The organism is Pyrolobus fumarii 1A, from assembly GCF_000223395.1.
Lineage (GTDB): Archaea > Thermoproteota > Thermoprotei_A > Sulfolobales > Pyrodictiaceae > Pyrolobus > Pyrolobus fumarii.
In genome coordinates this window covers 1,594,574-1,611,008 of sequence record NC_015931.1, presented here as the reverse complement: position 1 = coordinate 1,611,008, position 16,435 = coordinate 1,594,574, and the positions used below count along the sequence as shown (strand labels likewise).

Below are 16,435 nucleotides of genomic sequence, written 5' to 3'. Positions count from 1 at the left end.
CCCTACTATAGACGAGTATACACAAGGCATTACGTTTTCCGCATAAAACGTGTTATTCTAGTTTGACCCTTAACCTCGTTAACAAACTGAGAGAATGGTATGCCCTTCTCCGCGACTATCCTCGGGTCTACACGAATCTTGCCCCCATTTGTCTCGGGGCATAGCCCGGGATCAACAAACCTCCATTCCTCGCCACCATACTTTACTGCTATGAGGAGTTTCCCACCCGCCCGTCTTGCAAACTCTTCCAGCCTCTCTAGCTTAGACTTCTCTATGTATATGGTCTCGGGCTTAGCTCTGTATTTAACTTCGAACACAAACACAGAGCCATTGTAAATGGCGAGAACATCCGGATAAACTATTCTTTTTGCTCGTGCACCACTAGCAGGTCCCCTTACTGCAGCAAAACCAGCCTTCCAGAAACGTAGGACAAGGTCGCGTTCTTTTTGAAAGCCTTTCTTTGAACGAGGTTCGGGCAAGAAGTACACCCGTGACTAGCCTACAAGGTTTACACGGATATGCACACCATACTTTTCTTCGAGCTTCTTTAGTTTCCTTATCTTCTTCATCACCGTCTTTGCCGCTATCCTCGGTATATTGACTATCACTACACCCTCGTCGCTTATCTCAACGTCGGCGCCTGGTATTAGTCGCTCTACAAGCTTTTTCACCCTCTCCTCAAGCGCACCCATCTTCACCTTCTTGACTGGCACAACGACACGCTGCTCGCCAAACGTGTATATCTCGTATACTAGCTCACCTGTGAGGAAGTCTACGACCTCCACGACCGGCCTGGCTAGTTCCGCCTCACGTAGTCCTGTTGGTAGTTTGACCGTCATCCTAAGCTCGTATACTGCTTCGATCTGACCCTTGTCAATGAATATGACAGTGTCTATTATGCTCGGTAGTAGGCCTATATCTACGCGTTGCAGGAACCTCTGAATCGCATCTATTGGTGTTGTGGCATGCACAACACCTATCATGCCTATACCAGCGAGTCTAAGGTCTATGTATAGCTTGAAGTCCTCATCGGTTCTAAGCTCGTCGAACACCGTGTAATCGGGCCTGCTTAGCAACAGTATATCGTGCAGCTCTCCTATGCTGGCATAGTTCTTCGAGTATTGCGTTATCTCTGGCGGCAGCCTCATATCACGTGGCGATTCTATAGTCTTGACTATCTTGCCCTTCCTAGCATAGTACTCGGCTAGTGCCTGAGCGAATGTCGTCTTGCCGGCACCCGGCGCGCCCGCTATTAGTATGCCCTCTGCACGCTCCTCCAGCCTACGCAGGAGCTTTGGCGGTAGGTTGTAATCCTCGAGTGATAGGCGAGCAACGGGCCTCACAATGGTTATTTCCCAGGCCTCGCTTAGCGGGGGCCTCGTTATCACGACTCTATAGTCGCCCAGCTGGACTATTGTCGAACCAGCTCTGTCTATCTCAACGAATCCATCCTTCCGTCTTTTCGCGGCCTCTACGATTTCTCGCGCTATCTCTTCAAGCTCGTCACGCGTCATCGGCCTATCATCAAGGTCGACTAGCTTCCAGCTTCCGGGCTTGCCTTTCTTCGCACGTGGTACAACACCTTCCTTGAGATGCACGCTCATAGTCTGCTCGTCAAAGAGTCTCTCTATGGTTAACCTCTCGCCCTCACGAGGCGGAATGTAAATGACTGGGATGCCCATCGCTTCAGCGACAAGCGCTTGTATCCTATCACCGGTGATCAGCGTAGCACCTATCTCCAGTGCATAGTCTCTAATTAGCGCGTCTATAGCGCCTTTCTTTGCATGCGCTATTTCAGATGGGCTTGGCCTGTTACCGCCTATTTCGAAGTCTATGAGGCCCTCTTCTGCAAGTCTTCTAATCTCTCGAATCTCGCGTAGACCCGCAAAGCCTATCGTCTTGCCAAGGTTGGCCTGGTGCTCTAGCTCGGCTATAACTGCGCGATGTATGACTATCTTGCCGCGTATGCGCCCTTCACGTATAAGCTTCGAGACTATCCCTTCTATCAACACGCTAGTGTCGGGCACATACACTTCCTGCTGAGGCGTGTAATAGTACACGGTTGTTACCCTCTCCAAGCTACACCCGTACTCGCTTCAATACCACACGAGCCTTATCAAAATCCCTACTACCTGCCACGACGGAAGAATAGCAGGAATCTTCTACGCCTTGATTCTTTCTGCTCACTCTTACCGTGTTCATGCCGCTTCCTCTCCTCACTTTCTCGCGCCTCGCTCGTAGGTGCTTCCACCACTACCTCTTCTTTTTCCAGCTTGGTAGCCTCCCGTGCTCTCCTAGCAGACTCCTGGGCAAGCTTGTGAAGCGTCTCATCAACACTTGGGTCGATCAGGTATATGCTATACAACAATGGTCTTTCAAAGCTAGCCAACTCCCTTATAGCATCTGCATCAAGTAGGCGCTTGTTCTCCCTCTTCACAAGCGCAGCCACAAGGATCCCATCGTACGCTACTAGCTTACCGCGTATCTCGTTAAGCCTATCATTGACGAAGGCGACTATGGTTTTGTCCGGGTTGTTTCTACTAACCTCTATCAGCCTCTGCACGAGTCTATCGACTTCGTGTGATTGTATAGCGCCGCTATCGCTCAGCGTACCACGTAACACAATTGTGGCGTCGAAAAGCGAGCTATCAAGCCTTTCTATCAGCCTCTCGGTAGACGGCACTGCCTCAACTTCTTCAACGACGCTTTTCTCTTCTTCAAGCGGTGTGGGCAACCTCTCTTGTTTCTCAATACGCTCCTCTACTCTTACTTCCCCTTCGATGCTGGGCTTGTATTCTCCCTCCTCAGTAACGTGGGCCTCAGACACTTCGACCAATGGCGCGGTTGGCGCCATCTCTTCCTCCGTCCCTTCCTCTTTGCCCTTTACGACTTCCCTTATCACCTGAAGCGCTTCTTTTACCATTTTTGTCGACTCCTCTATGTCTACTCTTGCCGCCGGATTTTCGGCCAAGTCTACGTCTATCTTACCACGATCCAGCTCTACTATCTCAGCGTAACCCCTACAATTCCGCACCCACTTCTCAAGCACCCTACGCAGTGCTTCAGATCCTCGCACGAGAGATGGAAGCTCTAGCTCAGCTGCAACAATCTTACCATCTAGAAGCTCGATGGCCCCCGAAAGTTTGGTGCCATCGCACGTCACAGCAAATTCAAGCCTACCACTGAATTTTTTATTACTCAGCTCTTCTAGAACCTCCGCCAGCGATTTCTCATCAGCCCGCACGAAACCCACTGTAATGCCTCGTGAGATAAAGGGCATACCCACTTCTCCGCCTCCACAAGTGTCAGTACAAAGCCGTATAATGCTTAGTGAGTGGCTGTTATTATTATTTATATGGAGTGATGAGCAGGCTAGAAGCTTAGCGCTTCGCTTCCCCTAACTACTCTCGTGCTGAGGTGCGCGGTGCTGACCACCCTATAGCAACGTGTCCTTAGTTGATATGCTTTCCCCGGGTTTCATCGCTTCGCGTAGCGCGATACCCACTGCTTTGAACAACGCCTCGACTTTATGATGATCATTGCTACCGTAAACTATACCGACGTGTAGCGTGAACCGCGCCTCAAAGGCTAGACTACGCAGAAAGTGTTCAACATTCTCTAGTGCCAGACCGCCTATACTATCCCTGCTCCATTGCAACCCTCTCGAGACAAAGTATGGTCTCCTCGCTAGGTCTACAGCTGCATATGCTAATGCATCGTCCATAGGTATGAGCGCGTACCCAAAACGTCGTATGCCTTTCCTATCCCCTAGCATCTTGTCTAGCGCCCTGCCAAGCACTATAGCGACATCCTCCACAACATGGTGATCGTCTACTCGTTTCAACTCCTGGACACTAACTTCTATGCTTAGACCCGAGTAGCGCGAAAACGTCTCAAGCATGTGGTCGAAGAAGGGGATACCGGTAGCACCTCTTAGTTCGCCTTTACCCGTTTCGACGCAAACGTGTACCCGTGTCTCGCCCGTCTCTCTAGAGAGGCACGGCATTACTTTCACCGGGGTGCCGGAGTGCGTGCGGCTCTAGAATGCTGTACCCTAGTGGGTGTGGGATTTGAGGATAAGCCTCAGTATTAGTCTCGAGGATTGGGCTTCACACGCTCTGCGAGGCAAGAAGTTTGTGACCGTCTACGAGGTTGCAAGGATGCTGGGCGTCTCACCAAAGACTGCTGGCAAGATACTTCGTCGCCTAGAGAGTCTCGGTATTGTGGAGCGTTGGAGCCGGAGAGCATATAGGGTTAAGCTGGAGGTCGCGGGCGTGGCGAATAGAGATGTCCAAGCCTCAGAAGCTGGTCCTGGTCACAGCAGAGCATCATCCTTTGCACAAGCAGTGGGTTAAACTTGCAGAGGAGTTGGCTAAGGAGAAGGGCTTAGAACTCGAGATTAGGATGGAGGACTACGTGCTGCTTAACGAGTGTGGCGAGCAAGACGAGTTTGGAATGGCATGGCTACCACAACTCCTAGTGATGCTTGACGACGGTTCTTGCAAGCTAGTCCTTTCCAAGATACCGCTTGATAACACTCTCCAACCGGACCTAGAGAGCGCTAAGAAGCAAGCACTCGAGAGGCTTTCTCAGCTTGGTTGAAAGCTCGCGCCAAGCATGTTATACTCGGGTGTTTCTCAATCTCGCCATAATGGTAGCGGGCAATGAGCGAGCCACGCGTGCCATATGTACCGACACCTCCGGGCGTTGCTAGGAAGATGCTTGAACTTGCCGGTGCGGGTCCCGACGATATTGTCTACGATCTTGGATGTGGTGATGGCAGGATACTAATAACTGCCGTTAAAGAGTTTGGCGTAAAACGTGCCGTGGGCGTTGAGATTAGGAGGGAGCTTGTTCAAGAGGCTAGGAAGAAGATAGCTGCAGAAGGGCTAAGCGACCGCATAGAAATCATACATGGCGACATGTTCGAAGTTGACATTAGCGAGGCTAGCATCGTGACACTCTTCCTCCTGACAAGCGTTAATGACGAGCTAGCACCTAAGCTAGAGAAGGAGTTGAGCCCAGGCACGCGCGTAGTAAGCCACGAGTTCCAGATAACCTCGTGGAGGCCTTCGGTTCTAGCTACCATCCACGACGAATTTACATCACACAACATATATCTGTACGTGATTGGCGCGCACCGATGGAACAAGGGCTGATAGCTATGGAGACCGAGGAGATTCACGTACCAATACTTGTCGTGAAATCCGTGGAGGGTCAAATAGAGGAGGTAAAGATAGTGGATGATAAGAGTCTAACTGACGTGCTGCGCGAATACGTGAAGAAAGCTGCAGACGAGTGGAACCCGCAGCTCAGCGACCTTACCGTAATGAGGACTCACTACGAGCTACGATACAAGATACCAATAGATCCTGACCTGTACGATATAGTGACCGGTCTCGGCCTAGAACTTGAAAGAGAAGGCAACGAGGTTATAGTAAGACTGCCGGTATTCACGATTAGCTATGATAACAGGTGGAGCGGAGACACATACCGTGATATCAAAGTTTACGTTGTTACATACCTCATCGAGGATAGCATTAAGGACCAGATAGTTGAGTATGCAAAGGAGACAACTGCACGAGAAAAGAGTCTTGGCGGCGAAACCCAGCTCGAGTTAACACCGGAACAGTTACAGAGGCTTGAGGAAGGCTTGTCAGAGGTTGAGGCTGTTGAGGCCGCAGAAACCCAGGCATCCAGTGGTAAGAAGAGGCGCAGGAGTAGAAAGAAGAAGAGCAGTTAGAATCGTCTCGCGAAGAACGCCTCCAGTTTCGTTGAGCCCACGATGTCGTCCCACGACATGCCTATAGCTCCTAGTACCTGTTCAAACGCCGTCCTCACAGTCTTGATGTATTCGTCGGTGTCCACTTCGTGTAGCTTTGCAAGCTGTATGGCCTTCACTTTGTCCTTGCTTCTAACCTTCACGAATACTATCACATCACCAGGCATCACGTGCACACCGGCCTGCATTAGTTGTATAGCTGCTCTTACGTGAGGCGGGATGTTAGCATACTCGTTGACAGGCTTGGTTAAGGCCATGTGTATCGCTAGCTCGTCTAGCATGAAGTCTTTCTCTTTTAGCCTCTTGTACACCTCGTGTAGCTTATCACGTATCTTCTTCTTGACAACGAGGAACTCCTCCGGCGTACTAGCCTGACCTAATAGTTCTAACACCTCACCGAAAGCCTTCTTGAGGAACATTGGGGCGTTTCTCTTCTTCGCCACCACACCCTTCACTTCAACCTTACCATCCGGATAGACGCCGATGTAGTTCTTCTTCCTGCCCGAGAAGGCCACGAACCTATACACCTTGTCAACTTCAAGCTCCAGGCCAAAGTTCTCCTCAACAAATCGCTGAAGTTCCTGCAGCTTATCCTCGGATGGCGCCCATAGGAAGAGAGAGTCAGTGTCACCATAGAGCACCTTGAGTCCTAGATCGGCTGCTTTGCGTACCGTCTGCTTGATAGTATACCTGCCTATTGCTGTAACACTCTCAGCAACCGATGGAGCGTACAGCGGGAAGTTCTCAGCACCAAAGACGCCATAGCTAGCGTTGATGTACACCTTCATAGCTGCTTGGACTACATCATACCAGTGGCGCTCCTCCTCGCTTAGACTCTTATCCTTCGCCTTCTTCTTGTACACCCTCACTCTAAAGTCTCTGAGCAAGCCAACTATCTGGGCCGTTATGCCGCGCACACTCATACATACACGATGACCGACGTCCGGTACCTCAACGAGTTTACCACCCGGACAGTGCTCCGGGTTAACGGTCTCGTAGCTCAAGTTCCACTTCTTGATTATGCTTGGGTATAGGCTAGCGAAGTCAAGGACAACCACGTTGAAGAATACTCCAGCTGGCGCATCGAGTACAATGGCGCCAGCATACTTCCTGCCCTTTATCACGGCCGCTGATTTCTGCTCGCCCTTGAGTAGCCTTAGATCCTCTTTTCGCGGTATGAGTAGTCCTCTCCTCCTATGCTCCCAGTAGAAGAGGTTGCGTATCCATGCTGATACTTGGCTTCTCGTGACGTCCTCGAGAGGGAGTTTACTGATACGCATTAACAGGATAACCAGCTTCCATACTAGGTAGTTGTTGAATGTTAGTAGCTTGAGTGTTAGCATTGCATCACGGAAGTTGTAAGCCGCTAGCTCGGATGCCGTAAGGTCGCTTATGCTAGTTTCTACTGGTATCTTGTGCTCGCCGAGGAGCGCCTCGGATATAGCGTCTAGAGTGAACTCCTTGTAAGCGGAGCCGAAGGCGTAGCTCTGCAGCGCTTTTATCGAGAAGAGTTTGTAGAGGTCGACGTGGAAGCCGTAGTGGAGGCTTATGTAGTCGCGTGTGTGACGGAATGGTAGTATGGACTTCGGTATGCCTAGTTTGACGGCGCGGTTGTGTAGGTACGGGAAGTCGAAGTTATCACCGTTGAAGGTTATCACTACCTCATAGTTGTTGATGAGCCTTATTGTTTCTAGGATGAGAGCTACCTCCGAGTCGAATATCTCTATCTCCGCGTCGGCAGGATAGTTGGCCGTCGGCTCGCCAAACCTTAACCCTGGACGAGCAAGTATCATCACCTTACGCAGACCATCATTAGATGCGAACGCGACGCTGATCACCGGGTATGCTGCCTTGTTAGAGTCTGGTATCCTGCCCTTGAAGGGCGTGTAAACCTCAATGTCGAGAGCCAACATGCGTGGCTTAGGTGGCGGTGCCTCGAAGAGTGGTATCCAGTCAACGGCGAGCCTCCTCGTCTCCTCGTCTTCATCTGCGAATATCTCATAGACCTTCTTTGCCTCCTCCTCACCCGTCTTGTACGCTAGCTTGTACTTCCCGGCCTCGACTATGTAAGGCATACCGGGTATCAGCTGAAGGTCGTAAATGTAGTTGTGATGGTACTTGATGTTCGCCTCCCAGGCCTTGGGAACCTTCTCCCTCAACACTCTAACAGCATTTGGGTCCTTCACTACTATCTTGGTCATCGTCACTTTCCTCCATAGGAGGAGATCCATCCGCTCTACAGTCTCGAGATGATCAAAGCTTGGATGCGTGATTATCTCGCGTATGGAGCGCACCTTGTCCGGAGGCAGGTCTGTCAAGAAGTACGGCTTGTGTCCATAGACATCGTAGACCACTACAACCTCACCATTCTCATCAACGATCTTGGTATATGCTTTCCCTTCCTCGCCGTCATAATAGACTCCTAGTATGTAACCGCGCGTGTTAAGGACTCTCTTAGGCCTCTTAACCAAGGGCTTGTCGGATACCCTCGTCGGCCTAAACACGTGCTTGCCGAGAATAACCGGCTTAGCCTCCTCCTTCCCGTCCTGCGCTGCACCGTCCTCCACGCCACTCTTGCTAGTCTCGTCACCCTCTACACGAGCCTCAACGCTAACTTCACGAGCCACGCTCTCGTGAATCTCTAAACGTTTCTGCTCCGGCTTTCTCTCTTCGACTTCGGCAGCATCCCTACCCTCCTTCTGGGCCTTATCCTCGATGATAGCGCTAACCCGCTTCTTGTTAAGCTCGCTTAACAACATCTCCAACAGGTTACGATCCTCACCTCGTTTCTCGCGATTCTCACCACCCTCTTTTCTACTCGTATCACGGGTTCCCTTGGGACTCGACCCACCAGCACCGGCAGCACGCTTCGCACGTTTACTGGCATTGAGGAACTCTAGCAGTGTCGATTGTCGAGCCACTATCTCCCCCTCTTCTTTTGTTACCTCTGAAGCCCTACCCTCTAAACCGACCTGGTATCACTGGATAAGCGACGCGTACACACTGAACCAGACGAGTAGGAAAACTGCCGAGTATGCTATGAAGCCTCTTACAGGGCTGGCCTCGGGCCACTTCCTAGTAGCCAGGTGGGCCACCACATAACCCGCGATAAAGAGGGGTAGTGGTAACACGGAACCTAGAGGATTTGGCAGAAATGCACTCGATACGCCAGCCGCCAAACCAGAGGCTACACCAATAACCATGCGTGCAGCTTCAACTTTCCTCCTCTGCCTCAGCTTCGCGAGCACGCGGCCTAGGCGGTTCTCTAGCCTCTCCCCTCGCAATTTCAAGCACCCTCGAGGGCCCCGGGATTCTACGCAACAGCTCGTTTACATCCAGGCTCTTAGCGAGATAAGCCTTGTCTCCGAGCTTTGAGGAGAAGAGCCTCACAAGCCTCTTGGCTAGTTTGGATGGCTCCTCGTCACCCGGGGCGAGAAGTGCATAGACGAGGCTACGCCTCCTCACAAGCTCGCGAGGACCAACTATAACGACGGGAGCATCGTTTTCCTCAGCAAGGCCTATAGCAAGCTTCAACTCTACGCCACGGATGTAGTTACGCTCACCATACACCATGAAAGCGCCTTTAGTCAGGTACTCCCCGGGTGGCGCAGCTTTTGACACTTGCCTCCCCCACACCCAGTAGACATCAATAGCACCGAGCCCTTCCTTCCACGCTCTTGAGTAGCACGCGGCTATAACCGCTGCCTCGCGTATATCCTCCTCTGGCGGCTCCTTACCACCCGCGAACACCACTACAGCCGGCGCACCACGTATATCAGCATGCATGAATATGTTGTTCTCTCCCAGGTATCTCTTCACAACAGACTCGTTTTGGCTCGCATCACGCCCGCCAATAACCAGAAGCCAGTGGCTCGTAAACATCCAGTGATACTTCTCGTACCACTCTTTCCTCCTTATACGTGCTCTTGCCCTCCTAGCCTCCTCCCTGATCTCGAGCTCGAGGCTCTCAAGCTTCTTCTTGAGCTCCTCTAGAGTTCTCAGCGCTCTGCTACGCTTCTTCTCAAGCTCGCCGATCTTACGGTACAGCTCGTTGATGAGCCTGGCGGAATCCGAGCGTATGTCAACCTCGACTATAGAGCCGCCTATGTTGAGCTTCACTACACCCCTGGACGGCTCGACATCGACAACACCCGGACAGTTACCTGGTATATAGTCCCAGCCCGAGCCTTCCCGCATCCTCCTCGCGCACTCCAACGCTTGGTCGACTAAGGCTGCATTCTCAGCCACCAGGAGAGCAAGTTTCTCAAGCTTCACCTTCTTCTCCTCGTACTCGCGTATGAGTTCCTCGGTCTTGCTTATCGCTGCTCTCAGTTTCCCCTTCTCCTCCTCAAGCTTCTCAACAGCCTCCTCAACAGCCCTAGCCTTCTCCAACTCAACGAAATACTCATCAAGCGCTTTCGATATGCTCTCGACCGCTCGGTACCTCCCCTCATACATGCTGGGCTTGAACGGCACAACAGTCAACACAAGCCCCTTCTCATCATAGACAATATACCCGCGAGCCTCGAGGCTCTCACGGTATATGCCCCTGATAGCCTCAACTATAGCCCCTATATCGCTCGCACCGAGCTTTTCAACAGGAGTGGTCTTCTCTATGCCAGCACGAAACAGCGCCTCTTCCACCACCTCGCCGGGGTACCCCAGCTTCCTTACAAGCACCCTGACAACCTCCCCACTCGCGCCAGCAAGTCTCTCTCTAACTACATCCTCTGTGAGATTCTCGGGATGCACTGCTGCTGGCGGGGGCTGCTTGTACTCTACACCGCGTTTTATCACACGATCTCTCATTTCACGCCACTCACTAGCATGTAGTATACTACCCTTCTCATCCAAGAGTGCGAGGACACCTCGAGGCAGAAGCTCAACTACAAGCTTGTACCCATTGGCGAACTCAAAGAGGATTATACGGTCAAACCCAAGCTGTTTTACTGTGGAGAGCCTCTCGCCACGTATATGCTTACGAAGCGCCATGATGAGAGGTGGGGGCTGCTCCTTGCCGGTCACATCGTAGCTTGTCTCGTGTACCCTCCTGCCAGGCTCCGCTATAACACGTGCATCTCTCGTACCGCGCAACCTCAGCAAATAGACGTTCTCGAATACCTCGTAGATGTTTACTAGTCTAGCTCCCTTTAGCTCCTCCAACTCCCTGACCACACTGGCAACGTCAAATGCCGTCATGCTCGTCTTTCTCTTGGCCACTTTCAGCCCCTACGCGATGTCGCAACACACAGCCTATTTACGGTAATTCTGGGGTCTATGCGTCAACCCCCGGCAGGCTAGATGTTTAGTCTAGTAGGGGTGAGGCTCTACGCCCATGCTGCGGCAACAGAGCATTATCGTGGATGCTGCTCGGTACCCTTATACTGTTGACTTGGAGCAGTTTGTGAGGAAGAGGTTTGGGCCCGTATCGTACAGCGTGTTAATGCTTCGACGGGATGTTGTAGAGCGTGCACTTGAGAGGATACGTGAGGCTATCGAGAGAGGCGCTATAAGCGTCGGCAATGGCAACCCGGAAGTCGAGACTCTTGCCTTCTACCTCGGACTTCTTCTGGTGACGTTGCTCAATGATAGATGGGCTGTGTCTAGGTATGCACTGGCAGAGGCCGAGAGGAGCTACCAGAGCCTGCTCCACGAGAGCGACGAGACTATAGTTGCTATCGCGCAGAAGATTGGAGTTGGGCTAGAGTACCACGAGAAGGGGTTGAAACAACCGTATGCGGTGACCTCGACAGGAATAGTCCTGTACCGCGAGTATCACTACTCAATAAGCATCTTTGAGTATGCCAGGGTGGCTAGAAGGCTTGTTGGCGACCCGAAATGGAAGCCCACTAACCTACCCGTTAAGGATGGCCGCGTGTACCTCGATAAGGACATGGCTGTTAGGCTGCTGAAGGAGGCTATAATGGAGTACATTGAGAGGCTTGCAAGCACATTCTCGGAGGTTAAACCGGAGAAGCTGCCAGACGAGCTTATCCAGGTGCTCGAGGAGGCTAGACGCGTGCTAAACGAGGCTAGACCCAAGCCCAAGGTCATGAGGGCTGGCGGCAAGATACGCGTGAAGCTGCCAAAGGGCTTCGTTGTGGAGGAGGCCTTCCCGCCCTGCATGGCTGATATAATCGATAGGGCCCGGAGAGGAGAACACCTCAGCCACCACGAGAGGTTTGCAATCGCAACATTCCTCTTGAACCTTGGTGTTGATATAGATCGTGTTGTTGACGTGTTCCGCAACCTACCGGATTTCAACGAAAAGGTTGCGAGGTATCAGGTCGAGCATCTGGCGGGCCTTCGAGGCTCTGGCAAGAAGTACCGCACCTATAGCTGCGAGAAGATGAGAAGCCTCGGAATATGCAAGGGCGAGTGTGAGACGCGTAGCCCCATACAGGCCTACTATCGCAACGTCTCTAGGCTCGTGAAGGAAGGCAAGCTTCGCCTAGAGTCTATAAGCGGGAGTGGCGAAGCGGGTGAGCCGGGTGTAGGCGGTGTCGAGCCGCAAGAGGAGGGCGGCGGCACCGGCGGCGGAAACGAGCACGAAGATGAGGTATGAAGTTGATATACCCGAAGGGTTCTACCAGAGGATCAAAAGAGAGATTGTGAAGGAGAAGTTCATCACGCCATACATGATGGCCGAGAAGTACAACATGACCGTATCGCTTGCTAAGAAGGTCCTTAGGCGCCTCGTCCGCGAGGGCGTCCTGAAGGTATACGTCTATAACCGCCGCGCGCCTATATACGTGCCAGCATCCGCGTAAACCGGGTAGCCTATTTTGAAGCCACTCGTCTTTACACACCCACCGCTTCAGGTTGCCGAGCTGCTCCTCCGCGAGGCTTTCTCGAAAAGAAAGCTGATAGTAATGTTCTGCAGGTGTAGCGTCGTCTATGAGGGGAGGAGTGCAACGATACTGGGCGAAGGCGATAGACTAGTGATAGTGAAGCCCGATGGAGCCGTACTTGTCCATAGGCCGAGGGGATACTCGCCGGTCAACTGGCAACCGGATAGCCAGCTCCTAGAGGCTAAGCTTGAGGGCGACGTGCTCCTAGTCCGTAGTTTGCGAGCAAAGCCCCGTGAGCTTCTTGAGATACGCGTGTCAAGGGTTGATACGCTGATAGTCGCGGAGGAGATGGTCGACAACGCCGAGTTCCAAGAGCTTATAGACGAGGCGGAGATACGCGATACACTAGCGAGACACCCTGAGCTGATAGAGCCGGGGCTAAGGATAGTCACCGTTGAGAAGAGGATAGAGGGGCGCGGCTATGCCGACATCTATGGCGTTGATAGCCAGGGGCGACACGTGGTTATCGAGGTTAAGAGGGTAACTGCCGGACGTGAGGCTGTAGAGCAGCTTCGTAGATATGTAGACGCATGGAGAAAGGAGAATCCCCAGGCCCCTGTCCGCGGCATCCTCGTCGCACCAAGCATCACCGAGCCGGCAGCCAAGCTACTCGAAGAGTATGGCCTCGAGTTTCGCAAGCTTGACTTGAAACGCATCAGGAAGATACTCGAGGAGGAACGCAAGGGCAAGAAGCAACCATCACTCCTATCCTTCGTCAAGAAGGGCGGCTCAGCAGGCTAATCCCCTCTTCACCGCCCGAGGATTGCCCCCGGGCTCCAGGGGCCTGGAAGTCATCAGCCCATTTTCCTATCCAAGCACGTCCGCTGGCGCTATTAGCTCGTCTGCCTTCACTCTACACCCCATCCTTCTCAACATGTGCCTTAGCGCGTATGTATCGCGCCTCTCCGCTGCCATCGAAAGATACTCCAGGCTGTCGATGTCTATACCGACTAACGCATCAAGACCTATACCCTCAAGCTCTTCGAGGCACGCGTTATCAACATAGTTCAATAGTTTATACGTTGATGCTGCTATCACTCCGCTATCCCGCACCTCCCTATCATCAACTATGATTACCCGGATGTCCTTGTCCAGGCCGCGCAACCTCGCCGCAGCTATCAACGCGTACGCGTGTCCAACCAGCCTAGCATGAATATTAGGAGAGGGGCGTGGCACGTCACGCAACGCTTCCAGGATTGCACGTAGAGTCGAACGAATATCGCTTATCTCGTGGTATAGGAGGTGCCTCCAGTCTATAGCCACCAGAATATCGCTATCAATACCAACAACGGGCTTCGTGAAGCCCTCAAGCCTCTCGTCAAGAACGAGCCTAGTGTAGACTTGCAGCCCTCCACGACCATAGACGATTCTATCTCCTTCTATTCGGGGCGAGAGAACCTCATCCACACGCCGTCCGAGTATCCTAGAGAATAACCCGCTAGCCTCTTTGTACTTCGAATCCACGAGTATGGCATCCTCGTCGCTATTATAGCCGTGGATGCCACCACCAGCCAAGAACCCGGATACTATCACATCCCTCACTTGGTCGTAGTGCGGGCTCGGCGGCAGTACCAGCCATACTCGACGTACCACTATCCTGTACACCCTACCGGCTAGTGGTTATTCTGAACCCGAATCAAGATAGCCCAAGACTCGGTAGAGTCTCAGCGATCTGTCAACCAGCGCTATTAGCAGCGCAACCGTATACGCGGCTAGCAGCATCAGCGCAGCCGCGTTGCCAACCAACCCGTACACGAGGTATATTACTAGTTGTACGGGTAGCCTCTCGCCCCTCTCAAGGACACCAACACCCTCAAGCTTCTTGCAGATGGCCGCCTCCGCTCTAGCCCTAGCATAGCTGTACACGAGCGCCGCCACACCAGCCGTGTATACGAGCCATGCGGGTGCAAAGATGCTATACCCGTATGTGATAGCCGCATCCGAGAGTCTATCCGAGAGCGAGTCTAGGAAGCCTCCCCTCCTAGAAACTATACGATGCGCCCTTGCAACAGCACCGTCTAGAGCATCCAGCAGCGCGCCGAGCACGAATAGAGCAACGCCCACCCAGAGATTGCCTCTTAGGACAAGTGCACACCCTGCAAAGGTGGCCGCGAGCCCAGCTAGTGTATAAGCGTCCGGGTAAGGTGGCAGGCGCGCAGCCAACCTCTCGACGTACACCCCTATCTTGCCACGCAGCTTAGGCACGAGGACCATGAGTGCGCTACCCGCTATGAACCCCCGGCCCCTGGAGGTATAGGGCGGCTGTGATGACTGCACGTCAATCCGAGTGGTGATGTCAACGGCCGTGAGCTGAGCCTCTGCTCAGCCCGGGATCCCGGCTCTCATCACAAGTGTTCCTCAGCCGGTAGGCGCGTCATCACTGCTAATACCCTTGGCACCGCCACGACCATGGGGCGTAGAATGACCCTAGTGGTGCTGCACCAGCATGAGTACTCTACATGTCCATCCACGTCCTTTGAGGATGATGCTCTCCATATACTCCCTGTCAGCGACTGCCCGTTAACAAGTGAGGCCTCCAGCGCCGTGATACAACCGAGAGGCGATTATGTCCTAGTCTATACCCGAGGGAGAGTATCTTACGCGCCGTGCAACACTGTTATAACAGTGAAAGGTCTCGCCGTCTATGTGCTATGCCGCGACCCTCTACCACCACCCGAGAGATGCCCAGACGCCAATGCCATACTAGTGGCTACACGCTTATGGAGTCCACCTGGAGAGGCTCAACGTGAAGCCAGGAGGCTGGTCTACAAGTTGATGAGCCTATCAGCTTTATGTGGTGTACCGGTGCTCTTTGCGAACGTATGGGGCGCTACACGCAACATGGTATACATAGGGTACACGGGCATCTATGATTACGATAGGAGTGTCCCGTTACACCTGGGGCTGTTAGGAGACGGCAAAATCGCACTTAGTATATAACGACACGGCGTTTTATACGCGGCCTTTTAACCGGCGCCAAGTCGAGCAGAGCCACTTCACGTTTACACGATGGGCATGTAACACGAGAAGGCTCATTTGGTGGCGTGTACCTCCTCATAACTCTCCACGGTCTACGCTCCACTAGGATCTCGCCACAGTATGGGCACTTGTAGTCTAGCAGTGTGTAGCTAGTATCCTCGTGGAGGAAGACAGGGTGATTCTCGCTACGGAGTTTGTCCACAGTCTTGTAAGCCTCATCGTATAGATTCTCATCGACAACCAGTACTGTTGTAGGAACCTTCCACCGCATCACGATATCCGTGAGTATCGTCTTGGCGCCACGCACGGCATAGGGGAAGAGTAGCTCAACATGCACATTCTTCTTAACGAGCCACTCTAACGTCTCATACACTTTTGTAAACTCGCGTGGCTTGCTCTTGACAGCAAAAACTGCAAGCTCGACAATCACCGCATCTACATTCTTGACTACCTTCTCGAGCTTATCATGCCCTATCAACCCAAGTGTCTTAACAACCCGCACTATACGCGAGCCTCCCAGAGATGAAAGGATAGAAGCTATGGCGTCAGCCCTTGCCTCGATAGGGTCTGGACCATCGATAACGACTATCTCCGCGCGTGTTATGCTAAGCTTATCCATGAGCAACTTGTCTGTAAGCGCCTTTACCGCTAGGCTGGTAGCGTCTCTATACTCATTCCACCAGCATGCGTCACACTCGAATCCACCGCCCGGTACGACGACCCTTACCGCCAGACAGCCTGGGCACACGCTGTACAGCGGCACCTCTTCCACGGGAAGTAGCTCCGCACGTACAACCTCTAGGCTCGTAGTCCACCACCCGGT

Annotated in this window: 18 protein-coding genes; 8 read left to right on the top strand and 10 right to left on the bottom strand. The window is 52.7% G+C overall.

Going from position 1 to position 16,435, the window contains the following annotated elements; all coding sequences use genetic code 11:
- Positions 1–29: 29 nt before the first annotated feature.
- The 4 genes from hjc to PYRFU_RS08460 all read right to left on the bottom strand — a co-directional run bounded on the left by hjc (position 30) and on the right by PYRFU_RS08460 (position 4,006).
- Positions 30–479 (bottom strand): Holliday junction resolvase Hjc, encoded by a 450-nt coding sequence (gene hjc, locus PYRFU_RS08475; RefSeq protein WP_048191982.1) that lies wholly within the window; start codon positions 477–479, stop codon positions 30–32.
- Positions 480–494: 15 nt separating this feature from the next.
- Positions 495–2,078: a PINc/VapC family ATPase gene (locus PYRFU_RS08470; RefSeq protein ID WP_014027257.1), complete on the bottom strand. Its 1,584-nt coding sequence runs from the start codon at positions 2,076–2,078 to the stop codon at positions 495–497.
- Between the two features lie 50 nt (positions 2,079–2,128).
- Complete coding sequence (locus PYRFU_RS08465) at positions 2,129–3,244, bottom strand: hypothetical protein (protein WP_048191980.1); 1,116 nt, start codon at positions 3,242–3,244, stop codon at positions 2,129–2,131.
- A gap of 192 nt (positions 3,245–3,436) precedes the next feature.
- Complete coding sequence (locus PYRFU_RS08460) at positions 3,437–4,006, bottom strand: imidazoleglycerol-phosphate dehydratase (protein ID WP_014027255.1); 570 nt, start codon at positions 4,004–4,006, stop codon at positions 3,437–3,439.
- A gap of 64 nt (positions 4,007–4,070) precedes the next feature.
- Here PYRFU_RS08460 and PYRFU_RS10575 point away from each other — a divergent pair, with 64 nt between their 5' ends.
- From PYRFU_RS10575 to PYRFU_RS08445, 4 genes are all read left to right on the top strand, one after another.
- Entirely contained in the window at positions 4,071–4,355 is a 285-nt protein-coding gene (locus tag PYRFU_RS10575) for a helix-turn-helix domain-containing protein (RefSeq protein WP_014027254.1), read from the top strand.
- The gene (locus PYRFU_RS08455; RefSeq protein WP_014027253.1) at positions 4,288–4,602 is read left to right on the top strand and encodes a hypothetical protein; all 315 of its coding nucleotides are present in this window, start codon (positions 4,288–4,290) and stop codon (positions 4,600–4,602) included. The genes PYRFU_RS10575 and PYRFU_RS08455 overlap by 68 nt, the downstream gene beginning before the upstream one ends.
- Before the next feature lie 62 nt (positions 4,603–4,664).
- Positions 4,665–5,159 carry a protein-lysine N-methyltransferase gene (locus tag PYRFU_RS08450; RefSeq protein WP_048191979.1) on the top strand — a complete coding sequence of 165 codons (495 nt, stop codon included), beginning with the start codon at positions 4,665–4,667 and terminating at the stop codon, positions 5,157–5,159.
- On the top strand, positions 5,144–5,743 hold the full coding sequence (locus PYRFU_RS08445) for a DUF2286 domain-containing protein (protein WP_048191977.1): 600 nt from the start codon (positions 5,144–5,146) through the stop codon (positions 5,741–5,743). The genes PYRFU_RS08450 and PYRFU_RS08445 overlap by 16 nt, the downstream gene beginning before the upstream one ends.
- Here the strand turns inward: PYRFU_RS08445 and PYRFU_RS08440 are convergent.
- The 3 genes from PYRFU_RS08440 to rqcH are packed head-to-tail and all read right to left on the bottom strand — an operon-like array spanning position 5,740 to position 11,002.
- Positions 5,740–8,703: a DNA-directed DNA polymerase I gene (locus tag PYRFU_RS08440; protein WP_014027250.1), complete on the bottom strand. Its 2,964-nt coding sequence runs from the start codon at positions 8,701–8,703 to the stop codon at positions 5,740–5,742. The genes PYRFU_RS08445 and PYRFU_RS08440 overlap by 4 nt on opposite strands.
- Before the next feature lie 57 nt (positions 8,704–8,760).
- Entirely contained in the window at positions 8,761–9,066 is a 306-nt protein-coding gene (locus PYRFU_RS08435; protein ID WP_048191976.1) for a hypothetical protein, read from the bottom strand.
- On the bottom strand, positions 8,996–11,002 hold the full coding sequence (gene rqcH, locus PYRFU_RS08430) for a ribosome rescue protein RqcH (RefSeq protein ID WP_014027248.1): 2,007 nt from the start codon (positions 11,000–11,002) through the stop codon (positions 8,996–8,998). The genes PYRFU_RS08435 and rqcH overlap by 71 nt, the downstream gene beginning before the upstream one ends.
- Before the next feature lie 115 nt (positions 11,003–11,117).
- Between rqcH and PYRFU_RS08425 the strand changes: the two genes are divergently transcribed.
- From PYRFU_RS08425 to nucS, 3 genes are read left to right on the top strand one after another with little or no spacing between them, the layout of a single operon-like run.
- Positions 11,118–12,347 (top strand): DNA primase large subunit, encoded by a 1,230-nt coding sequence (locus PYRFU_RS08425; RefSeq protein ID WP_014027247.1) that lies wholly within the window; start codon positions 11,118–11,120, stop codon positions 12,345–12,347.
- Positions 12,283–12,552 carry a 30S ribosomal protein S25e gene (locus tag PYRFU_RS08420; RefSeq protein ID WP_167827913.1) on the top strand — a complete coding sequence of 90 codons (270 nt, stop codon included), beginning with the start codon at positions 12,283–12,285 and terminating at the stop codon, positions 12,550–12,552. The genes PYRFU_RS08425 and PYRFU_RS08420 overlap by 65 nt, the downstream gene beginning before the upstream one ends.
- A 15-nt stretch (positions 12,553–12,567) precedes the next feature.
- Positions 12,568–13,374: an endonuclease NucS gene (gene nucS / locus PYRFU_RS08415; RefSeq protein WP_014027246.1), complete on the top strand. Its 807-nt coding sequence runs from the start codon at positions 12,568–12,570 to the stop codon at positions 13,372–13,374.
- Between the two features lie 66 nt (positions 13,375–13,440).
- Here nucS and PYRFU_RS08410 read toward each other — a convergent pair whose 3' ends face one another.
- Positions 13,441–14,226 (bottom strand): hypothetical protein, encoded by a 786-nt coding sequence (locus tag PYRFU_RS08410; RefSeq protein ID WP_014027245.1) that lies wholly within the window; start codon positions 14,224–14,226, stop codon positions 13,441–13,443.
- 27 nt (positions 14,227–14,253) lie between these two features.
- Positions 14,254–14,847, bottom strand: a complete 594-nt coding sequence (locus tag PYRFU_RS08405; RefSeq protein WP_052296972.1) for a CDP-alcohol phosphatidyltransferase family protein — start codon at positions 14,845–14,847, stop codon at positions 14,254–14,256.
- 207 nt (positions 14,848–15,054) lie between these two features.
- Here PYRFU_RS08405 and PYRFU_RS08400 point away from each other — a divergent pair, with 207 nt between their 5' ends.
- Positions 15,055–15,573: a hypothetical protein gene (locus PYRFU_RS08400; protein ID WP_048191969.1), complete on the top strand. Its 519-nt coding sequence runs from the start codon at positions 15,055–15,057 to the stop codon at positions 15,571–15,573.
- On the opposite strand, the gene PYRFU_RS08395 is transcribed toward PYRFU_RS08400, so the two are convergent.
- Complete coding sequence (locus PYRFU_RS08395; RefSeq protein ID WP_014027242.1) at positions 15,563–16,384, bottom strand: hypothetical protein; 822 nt, start codon at positions 16,382–16,384, stop codon at positions 15,563–15,565. The two genes, PYRFU_RS08400 and PYRFU_RS08395, sit on opposite strands and share 11 nt — an antisense overlap.
- Positions 16,385–16,435: the final 51 nt, after the last annotated feature.

What these genes read in the sequence shown, in the direction of transcription:
- PYRFU_RS08460 (WP_014027255.1), bottom strand. Translation starts at nt 4,006, where the DNA reads ATGCCGTGCCTCTCTAGAGAGACGGGCGAGACACGGGTACACGTTTGC.
- PYRFU_RS08455 (WP_014027253.1), top strand. Translation starts at nt 4,288, where the DNA reads ATGTCCAAGCCTCAGAAGCTGGTCCTGGTCACAGCAGAGCATCATCCT.
- PYRFU_RS08450 (WP_048191979.1), top strand. Translation starts at nt 4,665, where the DNA reads ATGAGCGAGCCACGCGTGCCATATGTACCGACACCTCCGGGCGTTGCT.
- PYRFU_RS08445 (WP_048191977.1), top strand. Translation starts at nt 5,144, where the DNA reads ATGGAACAAGGGCTGATAGCTATGGAGACCGAGGAGATTCACGTACCA.
- PYRFU_RS08425 (WP_014027247.1), top strand. Translation starts at nt 11,118, where the DNA reads ATGCTGCGGCAACAGAGCATTATCGTGGATGCTGCTCGGTACCCTTAT.
- PYRFU_RS08405 (WP_052296972.1), bottom strand. Translation starts at nt 14,847, where the DNA reads ATGGTCCTCGTGCCTAAGCTGCGTGGCAAGATAGGGGTGTACGTCGAG.
- PYRFU_RS08400 (WP_048191969.1), top strand. Translation starts at nt 15,055, where the DNA reads ATGACCCTAGTGGTGCTGCACCAGCATGAGTACTCTACATGTCCATCC.